General features: G+C 38.1%; 18 protein-coding genes. 13 read left to right on the forward strand and 5 right to left on the reverse strand.

What is annotated here, in order from left to right; genetic code table 11:
• The first annotated feature begins 41 nt into the window (after window positions 1-41).
• From AC3WOM_RS17900 to AC3WOM_RS17925, 6 genes are all read left to right on the forward strand, one after another.
• Window positions 42-866 carry a DUF1444 domain-containing protein gene (locus AC3WOM_RS17900; RefSeq protein ID WP_492447824.1) on the forward strand — a complete coding sequence of 275 codons (825 nt, stop codon included), beginning with the start codon at window positions 42-44 and terminating at the stop codon, window positions 864-866.
• Window positions 863-1,477: a YtpR family tRNA-binding protein gene (gene ytpR / locus AC3WOM_RS17905; protein ID WP_492447825.1), complete on the forward strand. Its 615-nt coding sequence runs from the start codon at window positions 863-865 to the stop codon at window positions 1,475-1,477. The genes AC3WOM_RS17900 and ytpR overlap by 4 nt, the downstream gene beginning before the upstream one ends.
• Before the next feature lie 188 nt (window positions 1,478-1,665).
• Window positions 1,666-4,761 (forward strand): DNA translocase FtsK, encoded by a 3,096-nt coding sequence (locus AC3WOM_RS17910; protein ID WP_492447826.1) that lies wholly within the window; start codon window positions 1,666-1,668, stop codon window positions 4,759-4,761.
• A gap of 229 nt (window positions 4,762-4,990) precedes the next feature.
• On the forward strand, window positions 4,991-6,304 hold the full coding sequence (gene murC, locus AC3WOM_RS17915; protein WP_492447827.1) for a UDP-N-acetylmuramate--L-alanine ligase: 1,314 nt from the start codon (window positions 4,991-4,993) through the stop codon (window positions 6,302-6,304).
• Window positions 6,305-6,415: 111 nt separating this feature from the next.
• Window positions 6,416-6,922: a DUF948 domain-containing protein gene (locus tag AC3WOM_RS17920; protein ID WP_427543024.1), complete on the forward strand. Its 507-nt coding sequence runs from the start codon at window positions 6,416-6,418 to the stop codon at window positions 6,920-6,922.
• Window positions 6,923-7,052: 130 nt separating this feature from the next.
• On the forward strand, window positions 7,053-7,553 hold the full coding sequence (locus AC3WOM_RS17925) for a YtxH domain-containing protein (protein WP_427543027.1): 501 nt from the start codon (window positions 7,053-7,055) through the stop codon (window positions 7,551-7,553).
• A gap of 58 nt (window positions 7,554-7,611) precedes the next feature.
• Here AC3WOM_RS17925 and pilM read toward each other — a convergent pair whose 3' ends face one another.
• Window positions 7,612-9,765, reverse strand: coding sequence for a pilus assembly protein PilM (gene pilM, locus AC3WOM_RS17930; protein WP_427543030.1), 2,154 nt, complete (start codon window positions 9,763-9,765; stop codon window positions 7,612-7,614).
• Between the two features lie 173 nt (window positions 9,766-9,938).
• On the opposite strand from pilM, the gene AC3WOM_RS17935 reads away from it, so the two are divergent.
• Together AC3WOM_RS17935 and ccpA are read left to right on the forward strand one after the other, a co-directional pair.
• The gene (locus AC3WOM_RS17935; RefSeq protein WP_427543033.1) at window positions 9,939-11,024 is read left to right on the forward strand and encodes a bifunctional 3-deoxy-7-phosphoheptulonate synthase/chorismate mutase; all 1,086 of its coding nucleotides are present in this window, start codon (window positions 9,939-9,941) and stop codon (window positions 11,022-11,024) included.
• 182 nt (window positions 11,025-11,206) lie between these two features.
• On the forward strand, window positions 11,207-12,211 hold the full coding sequence (gene ccpA / locus AC3WOM_RS17940; RefSeq protein WP_492447828.1) for a catabolite control protein A: 1,005 nt from the start codon (window positions 11,207-11,209) through the stop codon (window positions 12,209-12,211).
• A 203-nt stretch (window positions 12,212-12,414) separates the two neighbouring features.
• On the opposite strand, the gene AC3WOM_RS17945 is transcribed toward ccpA, so the two are convergent.
• From AC3WOM_RS17945 to AC3WOM_RS17955, 3 genes are read right to left on the reverse strand one after another with little or no spacing between them, the layout of a single operon-like run.
• The gene (locus AC3WOM_RS17945; protein WP_492447829.1) at window positions 12,415-13,575 is read right to left on the reverse strand and encodes an acetoin utilization protein AcuC; all 1,161 of its coding nucleotides are present in this window, start codon (window positions 13,573-13,575) and stop codon (window positions 12,415-12,417) included.
• Window positions 13,572-14,222: an acetoin utilization AcuB family protein gene (locus tag AC3WOM_RS17950; RefSeq protein WP_427543043.1), complete on the reverse strand. Its 651-nt coding sequence runs from the start codon at window positions 14,220-14,222 to the stop codon at window positions 13,572-13,574. The genes AC3WOM_RS17945 and AC3WOM_RS17950 overlap by 4 nt, the downstream gene beginning before the upstream one ends.
• Window positions 14,223-14,247: 25 nt before the next feature.
• Window positions 14,248-14,880 (reverse strand): GNAT family N-acetyltransferase, encoded by a 633-nt coding sequence (locus AC3WOM_RS17955; RefSeq protein ID WP_427543046.1) that lies wholly within the window; start codon window positions 14,878-14,880, stop codon window positions 14,248-14,250.
• A 345-nt stretch (window positions 14,881-15,225) separates the two neighbouring features.
• Here AC3WOM_RS17955 and acsA point away from each other — a divergent pair, with 345 nt between their 5' ends.
• A complete protein-coding gene (acsA, locus tag AC3WOM_RS17960; protein ID WP_427543049.1) occupies window positions 15,226-16,953 on the forward strand; it encodes an acetate--CoA ligase in 1,728 nt (575 codons plus the stop codon).
• Between the two features lie 67 nt (window positions 16,954-17,020).
• Here acsA and AC3WOM_RS17965 read toward each other — a convergent pair whose 3' ends face one another.
• Window positions 17,021-17,386: a hypothetical protein gene (locus tag AC3WOM_RS17965; RefSeq protein ID WP_492447830.1), complete on the reverse strand. Its 366-nt coding sequence runs from the start codon at window positions 17,384-17,386 to the stop codon at window positions 17,021-17,023.
• A 312-nt stretch (window positions 17,387-17,698) separates the two neighbouring features.
• On the opposite strand from AC3WOM_RS17965, the gene argC reads away from it, so the two are divergent.
• The 4 genes from argC (at window position 17,699) to argD (ending at window position 21,983) form a co-directional block, all read left to right on the forward strand.
• Window positions 17,699-18,733, forward strand: coding sequence for an N-acetyl-gamma-glutamyl-phosphate reductase (gene argC / locus AC3WOM_RS17970; protein WP_427543055.1), 1,035 nt, complete (start codon window positions 17,699-17,701; stop codon window positions 18,731-18,733).
• Between the two features lie 103 nt (window positions 18,734-18,836).
• Complete coding sequence (gene argJ / locus AC3WOM_RS17975; protein WP_427543058.1) at window positions 18,837-20,069, forward strand: bifunctional glutamate N-acetyltransferase/amino-acid acetyltransferase ArgJ; 1,233 nt, start codon at window positions 18,837-18,839, stop codon at window positions 20,067-20,069.
• The gene (gene argB / locus AC3WOM_RS17980) at window positions 20,032-20,820 is read left to right on the forward strand and encodes an acetylglutamate kinase (RefSeq protein WP_427543061.1); all 789 of its coding nucleotides are present in this window, start codon (window positions 20,032-20,034) and stop codon (window positions 20,818-20,820) included. Before argJ ends, argB begins: the two co-directional genes overlap by 38 nt.
• Before the next feature lie 32 nt (window positions 20,821-20,852).
• A complete protein-coding gene (gene argD, locus AC3WOM_RS17985; RefSeq protein ID WP_492447832.1) occupies window positions 20,853-21,983 on the forward strand; it encodes an acetylornithine transaminase in 1,131 nt (376 codons plus the stop codon).
• Window positions 21,984-22,106 lie beyond the last annotated feature (123 nt).

A 22,106-nucleotide genomic window follows, 5' to 3' on the forward strand; every position in this document is an offset into this window, starting at 1 on the left:
GCAATTACACTAAATGAAATGTAGAGAAGGATGTGAGCAAGGTGAAACAGATTAAATCGGAGCAACTTGTCTCCCTATTGAAACAACGTTTAAATGAAGAAAAATTCGATTTTGAATTTAATAAGAAGCATGATAAATTGCGCTTGAACCATAAAAAAACTGGTAAAGGAATGGAACTATCTCTTCCAGGTATTTTAGCGAAGTATAATGAAAAGCAGGAAGCTGCAATCGATGAAGTTGTTTATACAATTGAGCAAACCTTCCAGGCGATGGAGCAAGAAAAGGTACAAGGATTCCAAGCAACTACTCAAATTTATCCTGTCATTCGCTCCACATCCTACCCCAAAGCTTCAAAAGAAGGACATGCATTCATTACTACTGAGCATACAGCTGAAACACGTATTTTTTATGCGCTTGATTTAGGAAAAACCTATCGTTTTCTAGATGTATCCATGTTAGAGGTATTAGAATTAACTGAGGAACAGATACGTGAAATGGCACGTTTTTCTGTGAAGACACTACCAAATGTTTATAAGAAAGATGAAGTGGCAGGAAATATTTTTTATTTTGTCAATGCCAATGATGGGTATGATGCAAGTCGCATCTTAAATCAGAGCTTTTTAATAGAAATGAGCACGAAAATTGAGGGGGATATGACATTATCTGTGCCACATCAGGATGTCCTAATTATAGGTGATATTCGGAATGAAACAGGGTATGATGTATTAGCACAGATGACAATGCATTTCTTTACTGTCGGAACTGTCCCGATTACCTCATTATCTTTTGTCTATGAAGATGGGGAACTAGAACCAATTTTTATATTAGCAAAAAACAGAGTGAAAAAGGAGCAAGAAAAACAATGAACGTATTTTATAACAAAGAGCATGTTGGCGATGTATTGCTAGTTCAGTTAGCAACGGAGGCAATTGTAAAAACAGAAGTAGAGCGTGCTGGTGATATTGCTATTTTAAAAGAAGCCCAAACAGGCGAAATAAAGGCATTTAACTTATTTAATGCAAGCAGCTACGTACAAACAGAAGCTAAGGGTCTTGTTGAAGTAACACCTGAATTAGTAGCACAGATAGAAGCTGCTATTACTAAAAATGGGGCTGCTATTAGCTTAGATGTAGATTTTACGCCAAAATTTGTAGTGGGTCTTGTAGAAACAAAGGACAAACATCCAAATGCTGACAAATTAAGCGTTTGTACTGTAAATGTAGGTGAGGAGACATTACAAATTGTCTGTGGAGCACCGAATGTGGAAGCAGGTCAGAAGGTTGTGGTCGCGAAAATTGGTGCAGTGATGCCTTCTGGAATGCTTATTAAAGAAGGGAATTTACGTGGTGTGGATTCACATGGGATGCTGTGCTCAGCGCGCGAACTTGCTATACCAAATGCCCCTTCAGAAAAAGGGATTTTAGTGTTACCAGAAGATGCAACAATTGGTAGCACATTTGAAGCACCGACACGTTAAAATAAAAGATATATTCGTAAAATCGTTTTGCTGCTAAAAATGCTGGCAGCATAACGATTTTTTTGTATGGAGAGCCTCTAAATACAAGTTTCTATACCACTTTTATGGTATGCTTTTTGATATAGACATTGTGTTAGTTTACATAGACGATGCTATAAATGAAGTGTATGAGAAATGAGTGAAACAGAGTGAATTGGTTTAAAAAACAAATTAATAAATTTATAAATAAAGAAGACAGTGAATACGAATATGAGTATGAAGAAATGTATGAAAACTATGATGAACAGACTGAACAGCATGTGAAGGAAGCACCTGCATCAAAGCCAAAAACTTTTCGTTTCCCGTTAATTGAGGATATGGAAACGTCACCTTCACCAACATCAACACCACAACCAAAAGAAGCATTTAATCAAATGGAAGATGATTATTATGGACAAATCGAAGACTTATCATTGCCAAAGCATTTAAATAATCATATTGTTGATTCAAGTGTTTATGATGTGGAGGTTTCTGGCATTAGGGAATTATTGGCTAATCGTTCAAAGCGGACTGGCAGAACTACCATTACAAAAAGTCAGCCTGAAGAGGGATACCGCTCAAAAGCAAGTCTTGTTTTTCGAGATGCACAAAATGAACAGCCAATACCTAAACCAAAAGAGAATAATATTTCACCTGAAAGAACGGTAGAAAATAGTATGCCTGCTAATCGAAAACGTTTTGTGCCGAGTGATGTACCATCGCCGGTTTATGGTTTTGCAAAGCCTAGTCCTATCGAACAATTATTGGATAAACGCAAGGAAGAACTCGATAAAAAGGAGTTTTCAATTCCTGCAGAACCTAAGGTTTTAAAAGAAACGACAACAAATCAGGCTTTCGAAAATATAATAGAAGAAAAAGAGCCAATTCGCCCAGTTCAGCAAGATATCTCTGAACGATTTGAAATGCCAGAAACCTTTGAAGCATCAACGAAGCAACCGATTACGTTTGATGAGGATTTTTCACAAGAAATAAGCGATCCAAACGAAGTGGTGAAAGCAGAATTGCCCCTTCCGCAAACAACCTCTTTTGCTGTTGCCTTCGAAGATCAAGTAAAGGAAGCCGTTCAGCATGAATTGGATGTCGAGCAACTTACTGCGGACCAATCAGAAATTCATGTAAAAGAAGTCATTGTGGAGCAGGTTCAAATTGAAAATTCTACAATTCATATAGGTGAGGTAACAGTAGTTCAACCTGCAGTAAATGAAGTTATTGAGCAGGAAATGTTAGAAGGTCAATCATTTGACGCTATCCCTAAGCAAGATAGAAGTCGTATTCCTTTTAATGTATTAATGTTAAAAACGGATAAAGAGAAATGGCGAATTCAACAACAATCCAAAAATATAAAGCCATCTACGGTAGTTGAAAAAAAACAAGATGAGCAAAAGGAATCTTCTGAAACGATAAGTTTAGATGATGAACATCCATTGATACCATCCATACAAGAAGAAATAAAACATGCAGTTTCTACTCAGATTATTGAATTAGAGCTAGAGGAAGAAGAAGTAACATCTCAACAGGTGGAGAAAAATGAGTCATCTATTCAAAATTCTCCAATCAATGCTTCGTCAGATAGTGTCTCTGTTATTACAATGTCACCAGTAGCAACAGTGTCCAGCGTATCGACCTTAGAAAAAACAGCTATCGAAATAGATAGCTATCATGAAATTTCAGCAACTACTGATTTGGAGGCAACATCCATCACTGAACATGAGGATCACAGTGAAAATGTTGAGTTGCTACTAAAGGAAGAGCCTGTTGAAGCGGATGATCAAGAGCAGTCTTCAAATGAAACTCTCGAAGGACAAGAGAAGGAAAATCCTCCAAATCCTGTTCATGTGTATCAAAAGCCAACGGATGAATATTTAGAGCCACCTGAGGAAAAAACACAGGATACAGAGTGGATGGAGCAGCAGGGAGATACTTTAGTTGAAGCATTATCTTATTTCCAAGTGTCCGCTCAAATCGAATCCATCATGCAAGGACCTGCCGTCACACAATTTGAAATAACAGTGAGTCATGGCACAAAGGTTAGTAAAATCCGTAATCTGGCAGATGATTTAAAGCTCGCATTAGCGGCGAAAGATATCCGTATCCAAGCGCCTATTCCTGGAAAGAGTTCAATTGGGATTGAGATTCCGAACCGTGTATCTCGTGCTGTTCGATTATCAGAAGTAACAAATAGTGCCTCTTTCCTTGAATCAGAATCACCACTAGAGGCTGCTTTGGGGCTGGATTTAACTGGGAAACCTGTAACCATTGATTTACGTAAAATGCCTCATGGTTTAATTGCAGGGGCAACAGGCTCAGGAAAATCAGTTTGTATAAATTCGATTTTGGTTAGTTTGTTATATAAAGCTGCTCCACATGAATTAAAGCTAATGCTAATTGACCCTAAAATGGTCGAGCTGGCACCGTTTAATCATATTCCTCATCTAGTTAGCCCTGTTATTACTGATGTTAAGGCTGCTACAGCTGCATTAAAATGGGCAGTGGAGGAGATGGAGCGGCGTTATCAGCTATTTGCTCATGCAGGTGCGCGTGATATTACACGTTACAATGCATTAGCAGATAAAAATAATGAACATAGCCTTAAATTACCTTATATGCTTATAGTCATTGACGAGTTGGCTGATTTAATGATGATGTCTCCAGCAGATGTTGAGGAAGCAATTTGTCGTATTGCACAAAAGGCACGTGCATGTGGTATCCATTTAATTGTTGCGACACAAAGACCGTCCGTTGACGTGATTACAGGGCTTATTAAATCAAATATTCCTACACGTATTGCATTTGCAGTATCTTCACAAATAGATTCTCGTACGATTTTAGATGGGCAAGGAGCGGAAAGATTACTTGGACGAGGCGATATGTTATATTTAGGGAACGGTATGTCTGCACCGGTACGATTACAGGGAACATTTGTGACTGATGATGAAATCGAGTCGATTATAGAACACGTCCGTGAGCAAGGTGAGCCTGATTATATTTTTGATCAGGAGGAGCTTTTGAAGAAAACGGAGATTTCTGCAGAGCAGGATGATTTATTTGAGGAAGTTTGCCGATTTGTGTTTGAACAGGGAGGAGCTTCTACGTCCCTTATTCAGCGTAAATACCACATTGGCTATAATCGTGCTGCTCGTTTAATTGATATGTTAGAATCTCACGGCTTTGTATCCGAGGCTAGAGGTAGCAAACCACGTGAAAGTTATATTACAGAAGAAGATTTAATTACTATGTTTGAATAAGAATTGCATGGATTTCGTATAGATTATCTGATTTACGTCGAAATTAGTATTTTTAGAAAAGTTACACATTTATCCTTGTGCATAAATAGTGCTATAATAGACAAGATGTGATGACAAGTACGTATTTTTTAGCACGTTTAAAGGTATTAATACCTAATAATTGGTGAAATAATACGGTACACTTAATAGATGATAGATGGGATATTGATATTCCCGGGGGGTTTAATTAATGACAGTTTTTCATTTCACAGGCATTAAAGGTTCTGGCATGAGTTCACTTGCACAAATCTTATTTGATGCTGGTGAACAAATACAGGGCTCAGATGTTGATAAATATTTCTTCACAGAACAGCCGTTACGTGATCGAAATATTCCGATTTTTACATTTAATTCAGATAATATTAAAGAAGGTATGACAGTTATTGCAGGAAATGCTTTCCCTGATGACCATCCGGAGTTAGTGCGTGCACGAGAAATTGGTGTAGAGATTATACGCTATCATAAGTTCCTAGGAGAATACATCGGAAATTATACATCAATTGCCATTACAGGTGCACATGGTAAAACTTCTACAACTGGCTTAATGTCACATGTTGTTGGAGGATATAAACCAACTTCATATTTAATCGGTGATGGAACAGGAGCCGGACATGAAAATGCCGACTTCTTTGTGATGGAAGCGTGTGAATACCGCCGTCACTTCTTAGCATATAATCCTGATTATGCTGTGATGACTAATATCGATTTTGACCATCCAGATTATTTCGCTAATATTGAGGATGTTTATTCTGCCTTTCAATCATTAGCTTTACAGGTAAAAAAAGCAATTATTGCTTGTGGTGATGATGAACACTTACAACGTATTCAAGCAAAGGTACCAGTTGTTTATTATGGCTTTGGAGCAGAGAATGATTTTGAGGCACGTAATGTTGATAAAACAACAGAGGGAACTAAATTTGATGTTTTTGTGCGCAATGAATTTTACAGTACATTCTTTATCCCATTGTTTGGGGATCATGCAGTTTTAAATACATTAGCTGTTATTACACTTTGTCAGTATGAAGGTATCTCACCAGACATTATCCAGGAACGTTTAAATAGTTATAAAGGTGTAAAAAGACGTTTTACAGAAACGGATATTGGCAATAATGTTTTAATAGATGACTATGCCCACCATCCAACTGAAATTCGTGCAACGATTCAATCAGCACGTCAAAAATTCCCAGAGCGTGAGCTAGTAGCTGTTTTCCAACCACATACATTTACACGTACACAAGCTTTTTTACAGGATTTTGCGGATAGTCTAAGTCTTGCAGATACAGCATACTTATGTGATATATTTGGTTCTGCAAGGGAAACACAAGGTGCTCTATCAATCCATGATTTGGCGTCGTTAATTGAAGGCAGTGCAGTGATTACCACTGAAGGAATTGAAGTTTTAACAAAGCATGAGGGCGCAGTATTTTTATTTATGGGCGCAGGCGATGTTCATAAATTCCAAGATGCTTTTGAAACTGTGTTAAAAAACAACGAAACAGCTTAGTCCGTAAGGAATAAGCTGTTTTTTCTCAAAAATTGAGAAGGAATTCAGTTTTTTTTGTCGAAGATAGGGAAAGTAATAGTAAAGAGAATTTTACTAGCAGGAGGTCTTTTTATGGAAGTAATTTTGTATATTGCAGCGATTATAGCAGCAATCGGTTTTTTAATTTTATGTGTGAGTGTCGGAATGACATTATTCTCGCTAAAATCCATTTTAAACAGCTTAGCAGGAACTTTATCAGGTATTGAAGGACAAATGGAAGGAATTACACGTGAAACGACTTCCTTATTAACCAAAACGAATAGTTTGGCAGAGGATATTCAGCAAAAATCAGAACAGTTAAATTCTGTTGTTCATGCAGTCAAAGGAATTGGTGACTCAGTGAACGGTTTAAATACGTCTGTACAGCATATTACTTCCTCTATTTCAAAAAGTGTAGAACAAAATGAGGAAAAAATCGCACAGGTTGTTCAATGGAGTAATGTTGCAATGGGTATTGCTGATAAATGGAAGAAGCGTAAAGTAATTGATCAGGCTCAAGAGTTGGTTTCAGAAGACAGTTATGTTTTTGAGGCCGAGCAATCAGAAAAGCCAAAAAGAAAATGGGGTCGTAAAAAGTGATTATTATTCAGTAGACATTTCGTGTCATCTGAATAAAAATAAAGCCTTAGACATAAGTTGAAGATGCATCAACAAAAGTAGATGGACAACCAGTCTAGGCACTTGAATATAAGATGGGAGGAATTGTTGCATGACAACTCAAAAACCAAATTTTAATGAAGTGAAGGAACAACAGCTTGAAAGTTCATTACCGCAGCTTTATCATCCGCAAGAGTCTATTTATGAAGAGGAGCGTGTGAACATGAAAGATTTTGTTATTGGCGCATTAGTTGGGGGTATAGTTGGTGCGGCTGCTGGCTTATTACTAGCTCCAAAATCAGGAAAAGATTTACGGAGCGATGTAGCTGTACAAGCTGTAAACCTGAAAGATAAAAGTGCGGATTTTTCAACGACAGCAAAAGATAAGACGGTTCAATTATCTAAACAAATTCAAGAGCAATCTACACAATTAGTAGAGAAAGTAAAAACGTTAAAAACTGCAAAAGCACCAACTGTTTTTGACGATGGCACTGTTTCTTTCGAGGGTGAAGAACCGTTAGAGGATTATGTTTCTAATGAAGAGCCTAAAGCAGAAGAGACAGCTGAAACAAAGGAACAAGCCGAAGAAAAAAATGAAGAAGTTCGCGCTTAAAGCTTAGAAAAAAGGTATGATACGATCCCTTAAAGGACATATCATACCTTTTTGTTTTTTAGAAGATAATTGCCTCCTCCAATAAAATTTCTAACTTATCGCCACCGAAAATTTCCATGTCAAAGCTAGCAGATTGTCCATTTCGTAATATTGTAAAGTTGCCTTTAAATGTCGTAGGTAGCTGCCAGTTAGAGAAACGGAAGACATCTTGGTAAATCCAACGACTTCGATCCTTCTCCATAAATGAAACTGTCGCTCCATTTGGAACTGTTGACAATGGTGAAACCACACTATTGTTGACGAGAATTTCATTGGCCATCTTTTTCAGCTCCAGCACCTCGTTCTGGAAATGAATGATGATTTTATCCTCTAATAATATATTCATTTGATCGGCTATTCGTTGTACGGTTGGTAATGTTTGCTGCTGAAAGGTAATCATGTCTTCATCCTGCACTGCATATGACAATTTAGCTGGCTTATCATTAATCATTAACTGTGCAGAAAACTCAGGTAGGTAAAGTGGTTTTCCATCTACTTGAATATAAAAGGATTCAAATTGCTTTAATAAGGCCCAATTATTTGTAAGCTTAAATATCTCTTCAACTGTATCTGCGATTTCAAAAGCAACAATATCTCGATCATTTAAAGCACTATCGAGAGAGGCAGGAGAACCATTAATTGTAATTTTAGGTTCAATAACATATTTTGTATGTTGAATGAGTATTGTTTTGATAGCTGCATTGTCAACAATATCCCTTACAGTTGCTATTGCAGGTTGACCGTCTTGACCTTCAATTAGTTGGATGGCGTCTCCTGTTTTAATCATCGTTTTAGTAGAGGCTTGTTGTCCATTTACTAAAATTTCCGCAGGCTGACCGTGACCACCAGGGATGAAAATATCTTGTCCATTCACGCTAACTGACAATCCAAGCCCTGGTTTTCCATATAATTGTTTTGCACGAATATTTGCTGCTAAAAAAGCATCAGCAACGGTCATTTCTTTTAATTCAAAAAGACGGACCACTTGATCATTAACAGTAAGGCTCATGTATTGAATCGGCATTTTTTTTGCCGCAATGGCAATGCCTATTGGTGTCACTAATTCGGGTGATGCTTTAATATGTTCTTCCTTCGTTAGGTTCTGTATGGCATCTATTCCTCGAACGGCAATTCGATTTGCTGGTAAGTCTAATACTGCTCCAAGTTCAGTTGGTAGGTTTGGTGTTAAGCTTCCACCGCCAACAAGCATGACCGCCTTAGGAGCAGTACGATTATTAAGACGTAATATTTCTTCCCCAATGGCCTTAGCAAGTTGTTTGACAGCAGAATCAATTGCTTTAAGAACCACTTCTTTTGAGAAATACTGATCAAAGCCTAATATATCCTGAATTAAGATTTCTTCTTCTGTTTGCAATTGCCTTTTTGCTTTTTCAGCCACTGGGAAGTCGAGTAAATAATGATCACTCAATGCCTCAGTAATTTCATCTCCAGCTGTAGGCACCATCCCGTAGGCAACGACTGTGCTTTTATCAGTGATGGCAATATCAGATGTCCCTGCACCGATATCAACAAGTGCCACATTTAAACGGCGCATTGTCGGTGGAATAAGCACATTAATGGCAGCGATTGGCTCCAAAGTGAGTGCGTCCATTTCTAAATCAGCACGTTTCAATGCAGCAATAAGAGATTCTACAACTACTCGAGGTAGAAACGTGGCAATCACCTCAATTTGCGCCTCATCCCCTTGCTGATCAAGCAAGCTACCAATTTCTTCACCATCTAATCGATAATATAAAACCGAATAGCCTACACAATAGTAGTGGCTTATTTTTGCATCCTCTTTCTGTTGTAAGAGTTGCTGTTGTGCTTGTTGTACAGCTTGTAGCTCTAATCGGCTTATATCCTCTTCTGTAAAAATTGGACGATTTCGTATATTGATGGTTACACTCGCTTGTTCTGTTTTCAATGAGCGACCAGCTGCAGCTACACTTACCTTCGTTAAGCTGCCATGCTTATCTTCAAGCTCATGTTTAATTTCTTTGATTAAATCTGCCACATACATGACATTATGTATTTGACCATCGACCATAGCACGTTCTTTATGTTCTTTCACTAAAATATCTTCGACATGAAAATGGTCATTATTTTCAGTTAAGATTATGCCAACAACAGAACGTGTTCCAATATCAAGTGCAAATAGTTTTGAACTCAATGTAATCGCTTCCTTTCTTGTAATATTGTAAAATAATTTAGCGAGTTGAAGCGCTAAATTAAAAATGCGTGACATTCTGAACAACATTGATTATAATAATGCTAATATCTAAAAATGTAACATACATTTCAGAGTTCTGAAAGTGTCTGTCATGAGGAGAGGGGCAAGAAAGCATGAGCCAAAAAGATTTAGAAAGCTTACGTAGTCAAATAGACGGCTTAAACTTAGAAATTCTTCGTCTAATTAACGAACGTGCAACTGTAGTTAATGAAATCGGTAAGATTAAAGAAAAGCAAGGTGTGAATCGCTATGATCCACTACGTGAAAGACACATGCTTGATCTTATTAAGGAAAACAATCAGGGTCCATTAAACCAAATGACGGTTGATTATATATTTAAGCAAATCTTTAAAACTGCTTTAAAACAACTTGAAGCGGATAAGAAGAAGGAATTGCTTGTATCTCGTAAGAAAAAATCAGAAGATACAGTGATCGATATCAATGGTGAGTTAATTGGGCAAGGAAAGCCATCTTTCGTATTTGGTCCTTGTGCAGTTGAATCATACGAGCAAGTTGCAGCGGTAGCAGCATCTATTAAAGCAAAAGGTGAGAAATTAATTCGTGGTGGTGCATACAAGCCGCGTACTTCACCATATGACTTCCAAGGTCTAGGATTAGAAGGTCTTAAAATATTAAAGCGTGTGTCAGAGGAATATGGTTTAGGTGTTATTACAGAAATTGTTACACCAGGTCATTTAGAAGAAGCATTGGATTATATTGATGTTATCCAAATTGGTGCACGTAATATGCAAAACTTCGAGTTATTAAAAGCAGCAGGTGCAACAAACAAACCTGTCCTATTAAAACGAGGCTTAGCAGCAACTATCGATGAGTTCATTCACGCAGCAGAATACATTATGTCTAAAGGAAATGAAAACATTATCCTTTGTGAGCGTGGTATCCGTACTTACGAAAAAGCAACACGTAATACATTAGATATTTCAGCTGTACCAGTTTTAAAACAAGAAACACACTTACCAGTATTCGTAGATGTAACACATTCAACAGGACGTCGTGATTTATTATTACCATGTGCGAAAGCAGCTATTGCAATTGGCGCTGATGGCGTAATGGCTGAAGTGCATCCAGATCCATCTGTAGCACTTTCTGACTCACAGCAGCAAATGGATATCCCTACATTTGACGCATTCTATGAAACGTTGCAAAAATTCATGAAAAATCATGAAATTCATGCTTAAATCGTTTTAAAATATACCGCTTGCTAAATTAGCAGGCGGTTTTTACTATATCGTGACAAAATAATGTCTAGAATAGTACTATTTGAACTTGGTTTTTCTTATCGTGTACGTACTTCTTCTTGAAAAGAATATGAAAATTATCGTATGATAAGGCTATAAAAGGAAAAAGGGAGGCACGTACGATGACTGTTACAATTTATGATGTTGCAAGAGAAGCAAATGTTTCGATGGCGACGGTCTCTCGTGTAGTCAATGGCAATCAAAACGTAAAACCGGCAACACGAAAAAAAGTATTAGAAGTAATTGAACGATTAGAATATCGTCCAAACGCAGTAGCGCGAGGATTAGCAAGTAAGAAAACAACAACAGTTGGCGTGATTATCCCAGATATTGCAAACAATGTTTATGCGGAGCTGGCACGTGGTGTAGAGGATATTGCAACCATGTACCGTTACAATATTATTTTAGCTAACTCAGATCAACATGAAGATAAAGAGCTACAGTTACTGGATACAATGTTGGGCAAACAGGTCGATGGGATTGTCATGATGAGTGATGAAGTGACTGAAAAAATGCAACAAACAATGGACCATTCACCAGTACCAATTGTGCTTGCAGGTTCAGTAGATGAATCACAAACCATTGCAACGGTTAATATTGACTATTACCAGGCGGCTTATGAGGCCATCACAATACTTATTCAAAATGGACATAAGCGAATTGCCTTTGTAACAGGTCCACTTACTTATACGATTAATGGGAAATTTAAGCTTGAGGCTTATAGAAAGGCTTTACATGATGCTGGCTTACCCTTAGATGAATCACTAATTGCAGCAGAGGAATCAAGCTATGATATGGGTCTAGAGGCTTGGGAAACATTATCCTCACTGGAAAACCCCCCAACTGCATATTTTGCTGGCAGTGATGAATTAGCAATTGGACTGATTCATGGTGCACAAGACGCAGGAAAAGGTGTGCCTGAGGATATCGAAGTAATTAGCTTTGAAAATTCAAAATTAGCACGAATGGTTCGCCCACAGCTAACAAGTGTTGCGCTGCCGCTTTATGATATTGGAGCAGTTGCTATGCGCCTACTAACAAAACTAATGAATAAAGAGCCGGTTGAAGATGAAGCGGTAATCTTACCTCACCGTATTGAACATCGACAATCAGTCAAAAGTAAATAATTAAGAAACACGTAGGTCTCATTGAGGATTTGCGTGTTTTTTGTTGGAGTGAAGGATATAACTTCCGATGTAACGGATAGCAATCTTAAAACGATGGATAGGACTGCTACAATTGAGGATAGCAACCTCAAAGTGATGGATAGAGATAGCTGTCATCAAACCAATAAAAAAGCCTCACGAGTAGTCGTGAGGCGCATAAAAAGTTAAACACGTTTTTCATTACGAATAATATGTAGCGCTTTAGCTAACATTTGCGCATTTTTTTCTTCAATTTCTGCCTTTCGAGGAATTGGCTCATACAAGGGATTCGGATCCTCCCAAGTTGGAATAAATGGTACAGGCGCTTCAGGCTGCCACCGATCTAACCATGCTTGTGGAAGAGGTCCAGTTGGCATTTGCTGATCTGTCATTTCTAGCCATAGCATAGACCACGCGCGCGGTACAACACGCCAAATATCGTAGCCACCACCACCAACGGCAATCCATTTGCCATCACAATATTCATGTGCCAATTGATGGGCAAGTTTTGGGATTTCTCTGTAGAGATTCATAGTACCATATAAATGTGTTAATGGATCAAAATAGTGTGCATCAGCGCCATTTTGCGTTAGCACAACATCAGGCTTGAAAAATTCAAAAATTTCCCTCATGGATTTTTCATAGATTTCTAGGAAACTCTCATCCTCTGTAAAAGCATCAATAGGAAAATTAAAAGAAGTGCCATAGCCCTGTCCATTTCCTCGTTCAGTAATATTACCAGTTCCAGGGAAAAGGTAACGCCCTGTTTCATGGATAGACAATGTACAAACATCTGGATCTTCATAAAAGCTCCATTGTACACCATCCCCATGATGCGCATCGGTATCTACATACAGCACACGAGCATTATATTTTTCCTGCAAATAGCGGATAGCCACAGTACTATCATTATAAATACAAAAACCTGATGCACGACCACGGAAGCCGTGATGTAGTCCTCCACCTAGATTGAGGGCATGCTCGGCTTTTCCTTCCATAACATAATCGACAGCTGTTAGCGTTCCTCCTACAAGCTGTGCACTTGCTTCATGCATATTCTCGAAAATGGGTGTATCCTCAGTGCCAATGCCATAGCTTTCTCCTTGTGCATCGGAAAGTTCACCATGACCTGCTTTTTTGACGATATCTACATATTTGGGATCATGTGCTAGTAATAATTCTTCATCTGTTGCTACACGAGCTGGGACAACATCCACATCGACTAGAGCGTCAATATTTTTTAGCAAATCCATTGTAAGCGTCAAGCGTTTATGATTAAAAGGGTGAGTATCTGAAAATTTATATCCGAGCTGCTCTGGTGAGTAAATAAATACTGCCTTTTTCATTGTAACGAAACACCCGGTAAATTAGGCCATAGTACATCGAAGCCCTCTTTACGAAGATCTTCTATCATCGCTAATGGATTCAGTGTTTTCACTCGGACACTCAAAATTTTATTTTGTGTATTTTCAGAGTCAGGATAAACTAAGACGCTTTGGACATTTGCATGATGTTCGTGGAATATTTTTGTGATTTCAAATAAGATTCCTGGTGTGTCAGTTACACGTATTTCAATTTTTGAGCCAGGCTCAGTGGCACCAGTTAATTCAATATAAGTATAGAGCAAATCAGTAGTTGTGACGATGCCAACAAGCTTGCCACCAGAGACAATTGGCAAGCAGCCTACTTTAGATTCGTAAAATGTAAGGGCTACCTCTTCAACAAAATCAAGCGGATGACCAACTAATGGATTTTTAATCATTACTTCTTCTACTTTTGCATTAAATACAGGAGAATTTGGTTCATCCTGCAGTGAAGAAGGAAGTGCTTCTTTAATGTCTCGTTCTGTGATGACACCAAGAACATGCCGTTCTTCATCTACAACTGGTAAATGTCGTACTTTTTTCTCACGCATTAACTTTAGCGCTTCAAGCACTGTATTTGTTGGAGCCAGCGTGTAAGGCTCATCATTCATGATTTCTTCTACGATCATATACGCATCCCCTTTGTGTTGGTTTTTAATACATGAAGCGATTTCTAAAACGAAGCTTATCAAATCTTTCCATTGTTTCAGGAGGCACACGTTTTCCTTCACGGGCCATTAGGCAGTTAGCTGGGTGTGAAGTGATTTCAGGGTCATCTGTTGCAAAATATTCGAAGCCAGCGGAGCTCATCATTTTTTCCATCATCTTGCGATAATCCCAAACATTTAAACCAGTTCCTTTTAGGTCCCAATGCCAATAATATTCAGTAGTGAGTACAAGATAGTCTTCCATTTCATCTCCCATAAAAGAAACAGCCAGCAATGCTTTACCAGCACCTGTACCTCGATAGTCAGGTATAACTTCAATAGCGCCTAGCTCAATCATGTTATCAATACGATCCTCGGCCCAGCGTTCAAGTGGGTCTGGATATAGATAGGTGACGTAGCCTACGATAATATCCTCTTGGCGAATAATAATAATTCGCCCTTCAGGAAGTCCTGCAATTTCAATAATAGCTTGCTGCTGCTGTTTAGGAGGTCTAAAGGCAACCAAGCCTTCATGGAAAGAATATGTAGCTAATTTTTCTGGAGGAACAGGTCCTTCCACATACACAGTACCATGCTTTGTTTCCTTTGTGACAGAAAAAAAAGTTTTTTTATGTTCCATAATTACACCACCTGAGTTTAATAATTCCATTATAGCTGATTTCTTGCGGAAAAACGCTTATTTTTGCAAAATATACCTATATTTTTGGAAAAATAAAAATATTAGGACATTCTTAGTGAATTCGTGTAAAATAGATTTATATTGCATCTGTTATTTAACAGATAAATGTAGTGTGAATAAGAATTCATTTACTTTCTGCTACTAAAACTGTTGTATAACACTTGCTACATAACGTAATTGTCTTTGGAGAAGGTGGCAAATTTTAAAGGGGGAAAATTATAGATAGGATAATTTAAAGTTTGCTTACTAATGTACTAAAGCGATAGCAAAGAAAGGGGTAGTTTCATGGGGATGAAAATGATGGAGAAGTTAAAAGCTATACCAGGGCAACACAATTTACCTAATTATGAGGAAGCAGCTGCAACACATGATTGGGCAGAGACAGAGAAAGGATTCAGTTGGTACGAAACAGGTCGTGTGAATATGGCGTATGAGGCGATTGATCGACATACGGAAACACATCGTAAGAATAAGGTTGCACTTTATTTCAATGATGGTAAGCGAAAAGAGGCTTATTCTTTTAATGAAATGAAAAAGCAAACTAATAAAGCTGCGAATGTTTTAAAATCAGCGACAAATTTAGAAAAAGGGGATCGTATATTTATTTTCATGCCACGGTCACCTGAGCTTTATTTTTCATTATTAGGTGCATTAAAAATGGGCGTTATTGTTGGACCTTTGTTTGAGGCATTTATGGAGGGAGCAGTTTACGATCGGTTAGCAGATAGTGAAGCAAAAGCATTAGTGACGACACCAGAGTTGCTAGAACGAGTACCTTTAGAAAAACTCCCTAATTTACAGCACGTCTTTTTAGTAGGCTCTGATATAGAGGAAACTTCACAAATTTTAGATTTTAATAAACGTCTGAAAGAAGCTTCATCTCAATTTGACATTGAGTGGGTGGACAGAGAAGATGGCATGATTCTGCATTATACTTCTGGATCAACTGGTGCACCAAAGGGCGTATTACATGTCCATAACGCAATGCTTCAACAATATCAATCAACACAATGGGTACTAGATTTGCGTGAGGATGACATTTATTGGTGTACGGCTGATCCAGGATGGGTAACGGGGACTGCATATGGTATTTTTGGTCCATGGTTAAATGGTGTGACAATGCTAATCGTTGGTGGAAGATTTTCACCACAGGCCTGGTATCAAGCTATTGAGGATTATAGTGTAACAGTTTGGTATAGTGCGCCAACAGCTTTCAGAATGTTGATGGGTGCAGGTAGCGGCGTGCTTGAGAATTATGATTTATCTTCTTTACGTCACGTTTTATCCGTTGGTGAGCCTTTAAATCCAGAGGTAATTCGTTGGGGTAATGAAGAGCTAGGTCATCGTATACATGATACATGGTGGATGACGGAAACTGGCGGTCATATGATTTGTAACTATCCTTCTATGGATATTAAGCCAGGCTCCATGGGGAAACCATTACCAGGTATTCATGCAACGATAGTGGATGATGCTGGGAATGAAGTGCCACCGTTTACAATGGGGAATCTAGCAGTTCGTCGAGGTTGGCCGGCAATGATGCGTCAAATTTGGGGCAATCCAGAGCGTTATGAATCATATTTCTTAAAAGGTGAATGGTATGTATCTGGGGATTCTGCTTATATGGATGATGAAGGTTACTTCTGGTTCCAGGGGCGTGTAGATGATGTGATTATGACAGCTGGTGAGCGTGTTGGTCCTTTCGAAGTAGAAAGCAAACTACTTGAGCATCCAGATGTAATTGAAGCAGGAGTTATTGGAAAACCAGACCCTGTACGAGGTGAAATAATTAAAGCCTTTGTTTCATTACGTGAAGGTGTTGAGCCATCAGATGCATTGATTGAAGATATCCGTAATTTTGTCAAGAAGGGCTTATCGGCTCACGCAGCACCTCGTGAAATTGAATTTAAGGATAAGCTGCCAAAAACGCGTAGTGGTAAGATTATGCGTCGTGTGTTAAAGGCATGGGAGTTAAATCTGCCAACTGGGGATTTATCAACGATGGAAGACTAATAGTATCGTTATTAAACAGGAATTTTTTCAGTCAACGAAAAATTCCTGTTTTCTTTTTTACATGAATTTATCCTTCTACAAGTGCCTTATATATTCTTTGTTCACCATCTAATTCTACAATTATGGTGTAAGTGTTATGCTCGTTTGTTGCAAAGATTTCCGTTCCTATGGGTAATTTCGTTGCATAAAAATTTTTAAAAAATAAAGAGGAGGACGTCATCTTTTTGATTTCTCCTAGCTTAACACTTTTTATCAAATTTTCGTTTGCTAATTCTGGTTCAGTAATTTTGCTATAGATGAGTTGATTATATTGGAAAATATCTGCCTGAGGGTTTTCTTTCAAAAAAGATCTTGCTGTTGGATTGTCTGGTATAGCAGATGAGCACCCCGCTAGTACTAATAAAAAGATTACGTTACATAATATTAGCTTCAAAATGAAACGCCCTCCTATTTTGGAAATATGTATTCATTATTAATGGACTGATTTTTAGGAATATTATAATTATTTATGCGGTATTAAATAAACATTTGATACATTTAAATGTAAAGAAAAACAAATCCATATTGTTATCAAAACATGCATTTAATATCGGTTATTACTGCAAGATTGTAAGAATCTCGTTTATATTGTTAGACAAAATCTTGTATTCGTTGAAATTATTAATTTTTAAATAAATAAAAATTCAATTGACTTAATAATTATGCAGTCGTATACTAATTTTAACTTATTTCAGAGGTGAGTATATTGAAAGTAGGAATTGTTGGTGCAACTGGCTATGGCGGACTGGAGCTTATTCGATTTTTACATAATCATAAAGCGGTTGAGCAGATTGAGTTATTTACATCTTCTGAGGAGGGTGTAATTTTTTCTTCTAAGTTTGGACACCTCGTTCAAATTGCTGATACACCGTTACAAAAAATTGATTATGAAGCTTTAGAGAAATATGATGTAGTTTTTGCAAGTACACCTTCAGGGGTGACTAGTGAGCTTTTACCTCCATTAGTAGGGAAAGGTCCTAAATTAATAGACTTATCTGGTGACTTTCGATTAAAAGATCCTGCAAGCTATGAAACTTGGTATGGCAAAAAAGCAGCACCGCTGGATATTCTTCAGCAAAGTGTTTATGGCTTAACTGAATGGAATGCCGAAAATGTTCAACATGCATCCCTTATTGCCAATCCCGGATGCTATCCTACTGCGGTTCTACTATCACTATTACCGCTGATAAAGGAGCGATTAATCGATCCGAGCTTTTTAATAATAGATGCGAAAAGCGGGATTTCAGGAGCCGGAAATAAACCATCACAGACAACACATTTTAGTGAGACAAATGAGAATTTCTCAATCTATAAAACAAACTCCCATCAGCATATACCAGAAATCGAACAGGCGATTTCGATATTTGCAGGTGTTCAGACAGCAATAACTTTTAATACGCATTTAGTACCAATGACACGAGGGATTTTATCGACCTCTTATGCACCGGTTATGCCTGGTGTCACAGAAGAACAACTGATATCTTGTTTAAAAAATACCTATGACCAACATCCATTTGTTCGAATTGTTACGGATGTCAACGGGCTAGGAACAAATCGTGTAAAAGGTTCAAACTATTGTGATATTTTTGTAAAAGTAGACAGCAGAACAAATCGTGCCACGATTGTTGGGGTCATCGATAATTTAGTCAAAGGGGCGGCAGGGCAAGCCATTCAAAATATGAACGTTCAATTTGATTTACCACAAACAACAGGGCTGGATGTTGTGCCGTTCTTTATTTAATATTGTAACCTCAACTAAAAAGTTAGGTTGAAGAAAATTTTCACTTTATAGCATGCAGGAAACTGTATGCTTCTCTTATTTTAATTTAAGGAGGAATTATTATATGACACTAATAGCGTCAACGAATATTATGAAAAAATTATCAAGTAAAAATATTGTCTCACCTAAAGGTTTTAAAGCAGCAGGGTTACATTGTGGCTTAAAACATAAGAAAAAGGATTTGGCGATATTAGTAAGTGAAGTGCCAGCAAGTGTAGCGGGTGTATTTACAACCAACGCTGTGCAAGCAGCACCATTAAAGGTAACAAAGGAAGTTGTTTATACAACTAAGAAAATGCAAGCAATGATTGTGAATTCTGGAAATGCGAATGCGTGTACAGGAAAGCAGGGTGTGAAGGATGCGCAAACAATGCAGTCCCTTGCAGCAGAAAAGCTTGGCATTGAAGCAAATCTAGTGGGGGTTTGTTCAACAGGTGTTATTGGTGAAATTATGAAAATGGAGCCAGTAGCAAAAGGGATTATTCAATTAGAGCCGATGGGTGATTTAGAAAGTGCTATTGATTTTGCACAGGCAATTATGACAACTGATACGGTTATGAAAAACACTAGCTATAGTACAACAGTCGATGGTAAGGAGGTTATTATCGCTGGAGTGGCTAAAGGTTCAGGTATGATTGAACCGAATATGGCAACGATGCTCGGTTTTATTACAACGGATGCGAACATTGAATCGGAAGTATTGCAGAGTGCATTATCCGATATAACAAATTTGACGTTTAATGCCATTACAGTGGATGGAGATACATCAACAAATGACACGGTTGTAATTATGGCAAATGGTTTAGCAGGAAATGAATCATTAACTCCTGCACATCCAGACTGGCAAAACTTTTATTATACATTGAAAACAGTTGCTCAAGATCTTGCGAAGATGATCGCGAAAGATGGTGAAGGAGCTACGAAGTTAATTGAGGTTGAAGTAGAAGGGGCCATTTCAAATGAAGAAGCACGTAAAATTGCTAAAACAGTAGTTGGTTCACCACTTGTAAAAACAGCTGTATTTGGCTGTGATGCCAACTGGGGTCGTATTATCGCGGCAGTAGGCTATAGTGGAGCCACTGTTGATCCAGATAAAATTACGATTCAAATTGGCGGCGCAACGATGGTAGAAAACGGTGAGCCGATACCATTCTCAGAAGACGAGTTAATTCAAATTTTAAAAATGCATGAAGTAAAAATCTATGTGTCACTTGGTTTAGGTGAGGGCAAGGGGCATGCGTGGGGATGTGATTTAACTTATGACTACGTTCAAATCAATGCATCATACCGCTCGTAAACGTATGGTCATCAAGCTTGGTGGCAGTACGCTTGAAGGTTTAAATGAGTCATTTTTTGAAAATTTTAAAAGGCTTCAAGAAAGCGGTATAGAGCTTATCATCACGCATGGTGGCGGTCCAGCCATTAACCGTGAACTCGCGGCTCAAGGGGTAGAATCTTATGCCTTAAATGGAATCCGTGTCACAAGTGAAGCTGCAATTGACATTGTTCAGACAACACTCATTGGAAAAGTTAATCCGGCTCTTGTTCATGAATTAACATCAGCCGGCATTGCTGCCATAGGGTTAAATGGCTTTGATGGACAATTAATGGTAGCCGATTATCTTGACAAAGATGTATATGGATTTGTAGGTGAAGTTAATACAATTAATACATCCTTACTAGAAGCATTAATAAGTGCAAATATTGTGCCAGTTATTGCTTGTATCGGAGCAGATGAGTCGGGCCAGGCATTGAATATTAATGGAGATACAGTTGCTAGTGAAATTGCATTAGCTATCAAAGCAGATAGTCTATTACTAGTCACAGATGTAAGTGGTGTTCGTATTCATGATGAATATCAATCACAAGCAACACCTGCCTTAATCCACCAATGGATAGAAGAGGGACATATATACGGGGGAATGATTCCTAAAGTTCAAGGAGCCTTAGAATGCTTAAATGCAGGTATCCCATCTGTCCAAATTGTGGGTGAATCTTTAGTAGGAACGACCATTTTAGACAGTAAAAAAGTTTCTACTCCATTGTAGGGATTATTAATTTAGAATAGGGGCTGATGAAAATGAGTGCTTTATTTGGTAACTATGGCAAACGCCGTGCCCAAATAGTCAAAGGGCAAGGAACAGTTGTAGAAGATACTGCTGGAAAAAAATATTTAGATTTTACTAGTGGAATAGCTGTCGTAAGTCTAGGTCATGCACACCCTGCGATTGTGAAAGCAATCCAGGAGCAAAGTGAAAAGCTATGGCATATTTCTAATTTATTTGATATACCCGGTCAAGAAAAGGTTGCGCAAAAACTAATAGCGGATACACATTTTTCATATGCATTTTTCTGTAATAGTGGTGCCGAAGCGAATGAAGCGGCTATTAAACTGGCACGTAAACATACAGGGAAACATCATATGATCTCTTTTGAAAAATCGTTCCATGGAAGAACTTTTGGTGCAATGTCCGCAACAGGTCAGGGTAAGGTACATAATGGCTTTGGACCACTTGTTGGAAAATTTACAATTCTGCCTTTTAATGATGTGGATGCCCTTGAAGCAGCCATTGATGATTCTGTAGCAGCTATAATGCTGGAAATGATTCAGGGAGAGGGTGGCGTAAATAGTGTATCTGCGGAATTTGCAGCAGCGATTGCAAAAATTTGTAAGGATAAAGGGATTCTACTAATTGTTGATGAGGTTCAAACAGGAATTGGACGAACAGGAACAAGATTTGCTTTTGAGCAAACGATTTTAAAACCAAATATCGTAACATTAGCAAAAGGGCTAGGTGGTGGCTTCCCTATCGGTGGTATGCTTGGAACAGCTGAGTTATATGACACATTTGGTCCTGGAACTCATGGTACTACATTTGGTGGTAACCCGCTAGCGATGAGTGTGGCGGAAACTGTACTAGATCATGTATTTGATGCCGCATTTTTACAAAATGTACAGGAGCTATCTGCCTATTTTGTAAGTCAGTTAAAGATAAATTTGCCATCAACGTATACGGTACAGGGCCAAGGTTTATTGCTTGGTATTGGTTGCGGTGATACCGAAGTAGCGCCGTACATTGCGGCTGCAGAGGAAAAGGGCTTATTACTAGTAGGAGCGGGACCAAACGTTATTCGTTTATTACCGCCTTTGACAGTGACAAAAGAGGAAATTGATGAAGCGATTACTATTTTAAAAACAATATTACTTTAATTAAATTGTATCATTGAAGAATCTGCTAGTTTCAATCTAGCAGATTCTCATGTTGTTGAAATACTATTATGTCAATGAAATCAAGGTGACAAATTAAAAAGTATAGCCCTTTTTCAAAACGAG

The organism is Lysinibacillus sp. FW301-JW8, from assembly GCF_058788755.1.

Coding starts and splice junctions, on each gene's coding strand:
- ytpR (WP_492447825.1), top strand. CDS start 863: ATGAACGTATTTTATAACAAAGAGCATGTTGGCGATGTATTGCTAGTT.
- murC (WP_492447827.1), top strand. CDS start 4,991: ATGACAGTTTTTCATTTCACAGGCATTAAAGGTTCTGGCATGAGTTCA.
- AC3WOM_RS17920 (WP_427543024.1), top strand. CDS start 6,416: ATGGAAGTAATTTTGTATATTGCAGCGATTATAGCAGCAATCGGTTTT.
- AC3WOM_RS17925 (WP_427543027.1), top strand. CDS start 7,053: ATGACAACTCAAAAACCAAATTTTAATGAAGTGAAGGAACAACAGCTT.
- AC3WOM_RS17935 (WP_427543033.1), top strand. CDS start 9,939: ATGAGCCAAAAAGATTTAGAAAGCTTACGTAGTCAAATAGACGGCTTA.
- ccpA (WP_492447828.1), top strand. CDS start 11,207: ATGACTGTTACAATTTATGATGTTGCAAGAGAAGCAAATGTTTCGATG.
- AC3WOM_RS17945 (WP_492447829.1), bottom strand. CDS start 13,575: ATGAAAAAGGCAGTATTTATTTACTCACCAGAGCAGCTCGGATATAAA.
- AC3WOM_RS17950 (WP_427543043.1), bottom strand. CDS start 14,222: ATGATCGTAGAAGAAATCATGAATGATGAGCCTTACACGCTGGCTCCA.
- AC3WOM_RS17955 (WP_427543046.1), bottom strand. CDS start 14,880: ATGGAACATAAAAAAACTTTTTTTTCTGTCACAAAGGAAACAAAGCAT.
- acsA (WP_427543049.1), top strand. CDS start 15,226: ATGGGGATGAAAATGATGGAGAAGTTAAAAGCTATACCAGGGCAACAC.
- argJ (WP_427543058.1), top strand. CDS start 18,837: ATGACACTAATAGCGTCAACGAATATTATGAAAAAATTATCAAGTAAA.
- argB (WP_427543061.1), top strand. CDS start 20,032: ATGACTACGTTCAAATCAATGCATCATACCGCTCGTAAACGTATGGTC.
- argD (WP_492447832.1), top strand. CDS start 20,853: ATGAGTGCTTTATTTGGTAACTATGGCAAACGCCGTGCCCAAATAGTC.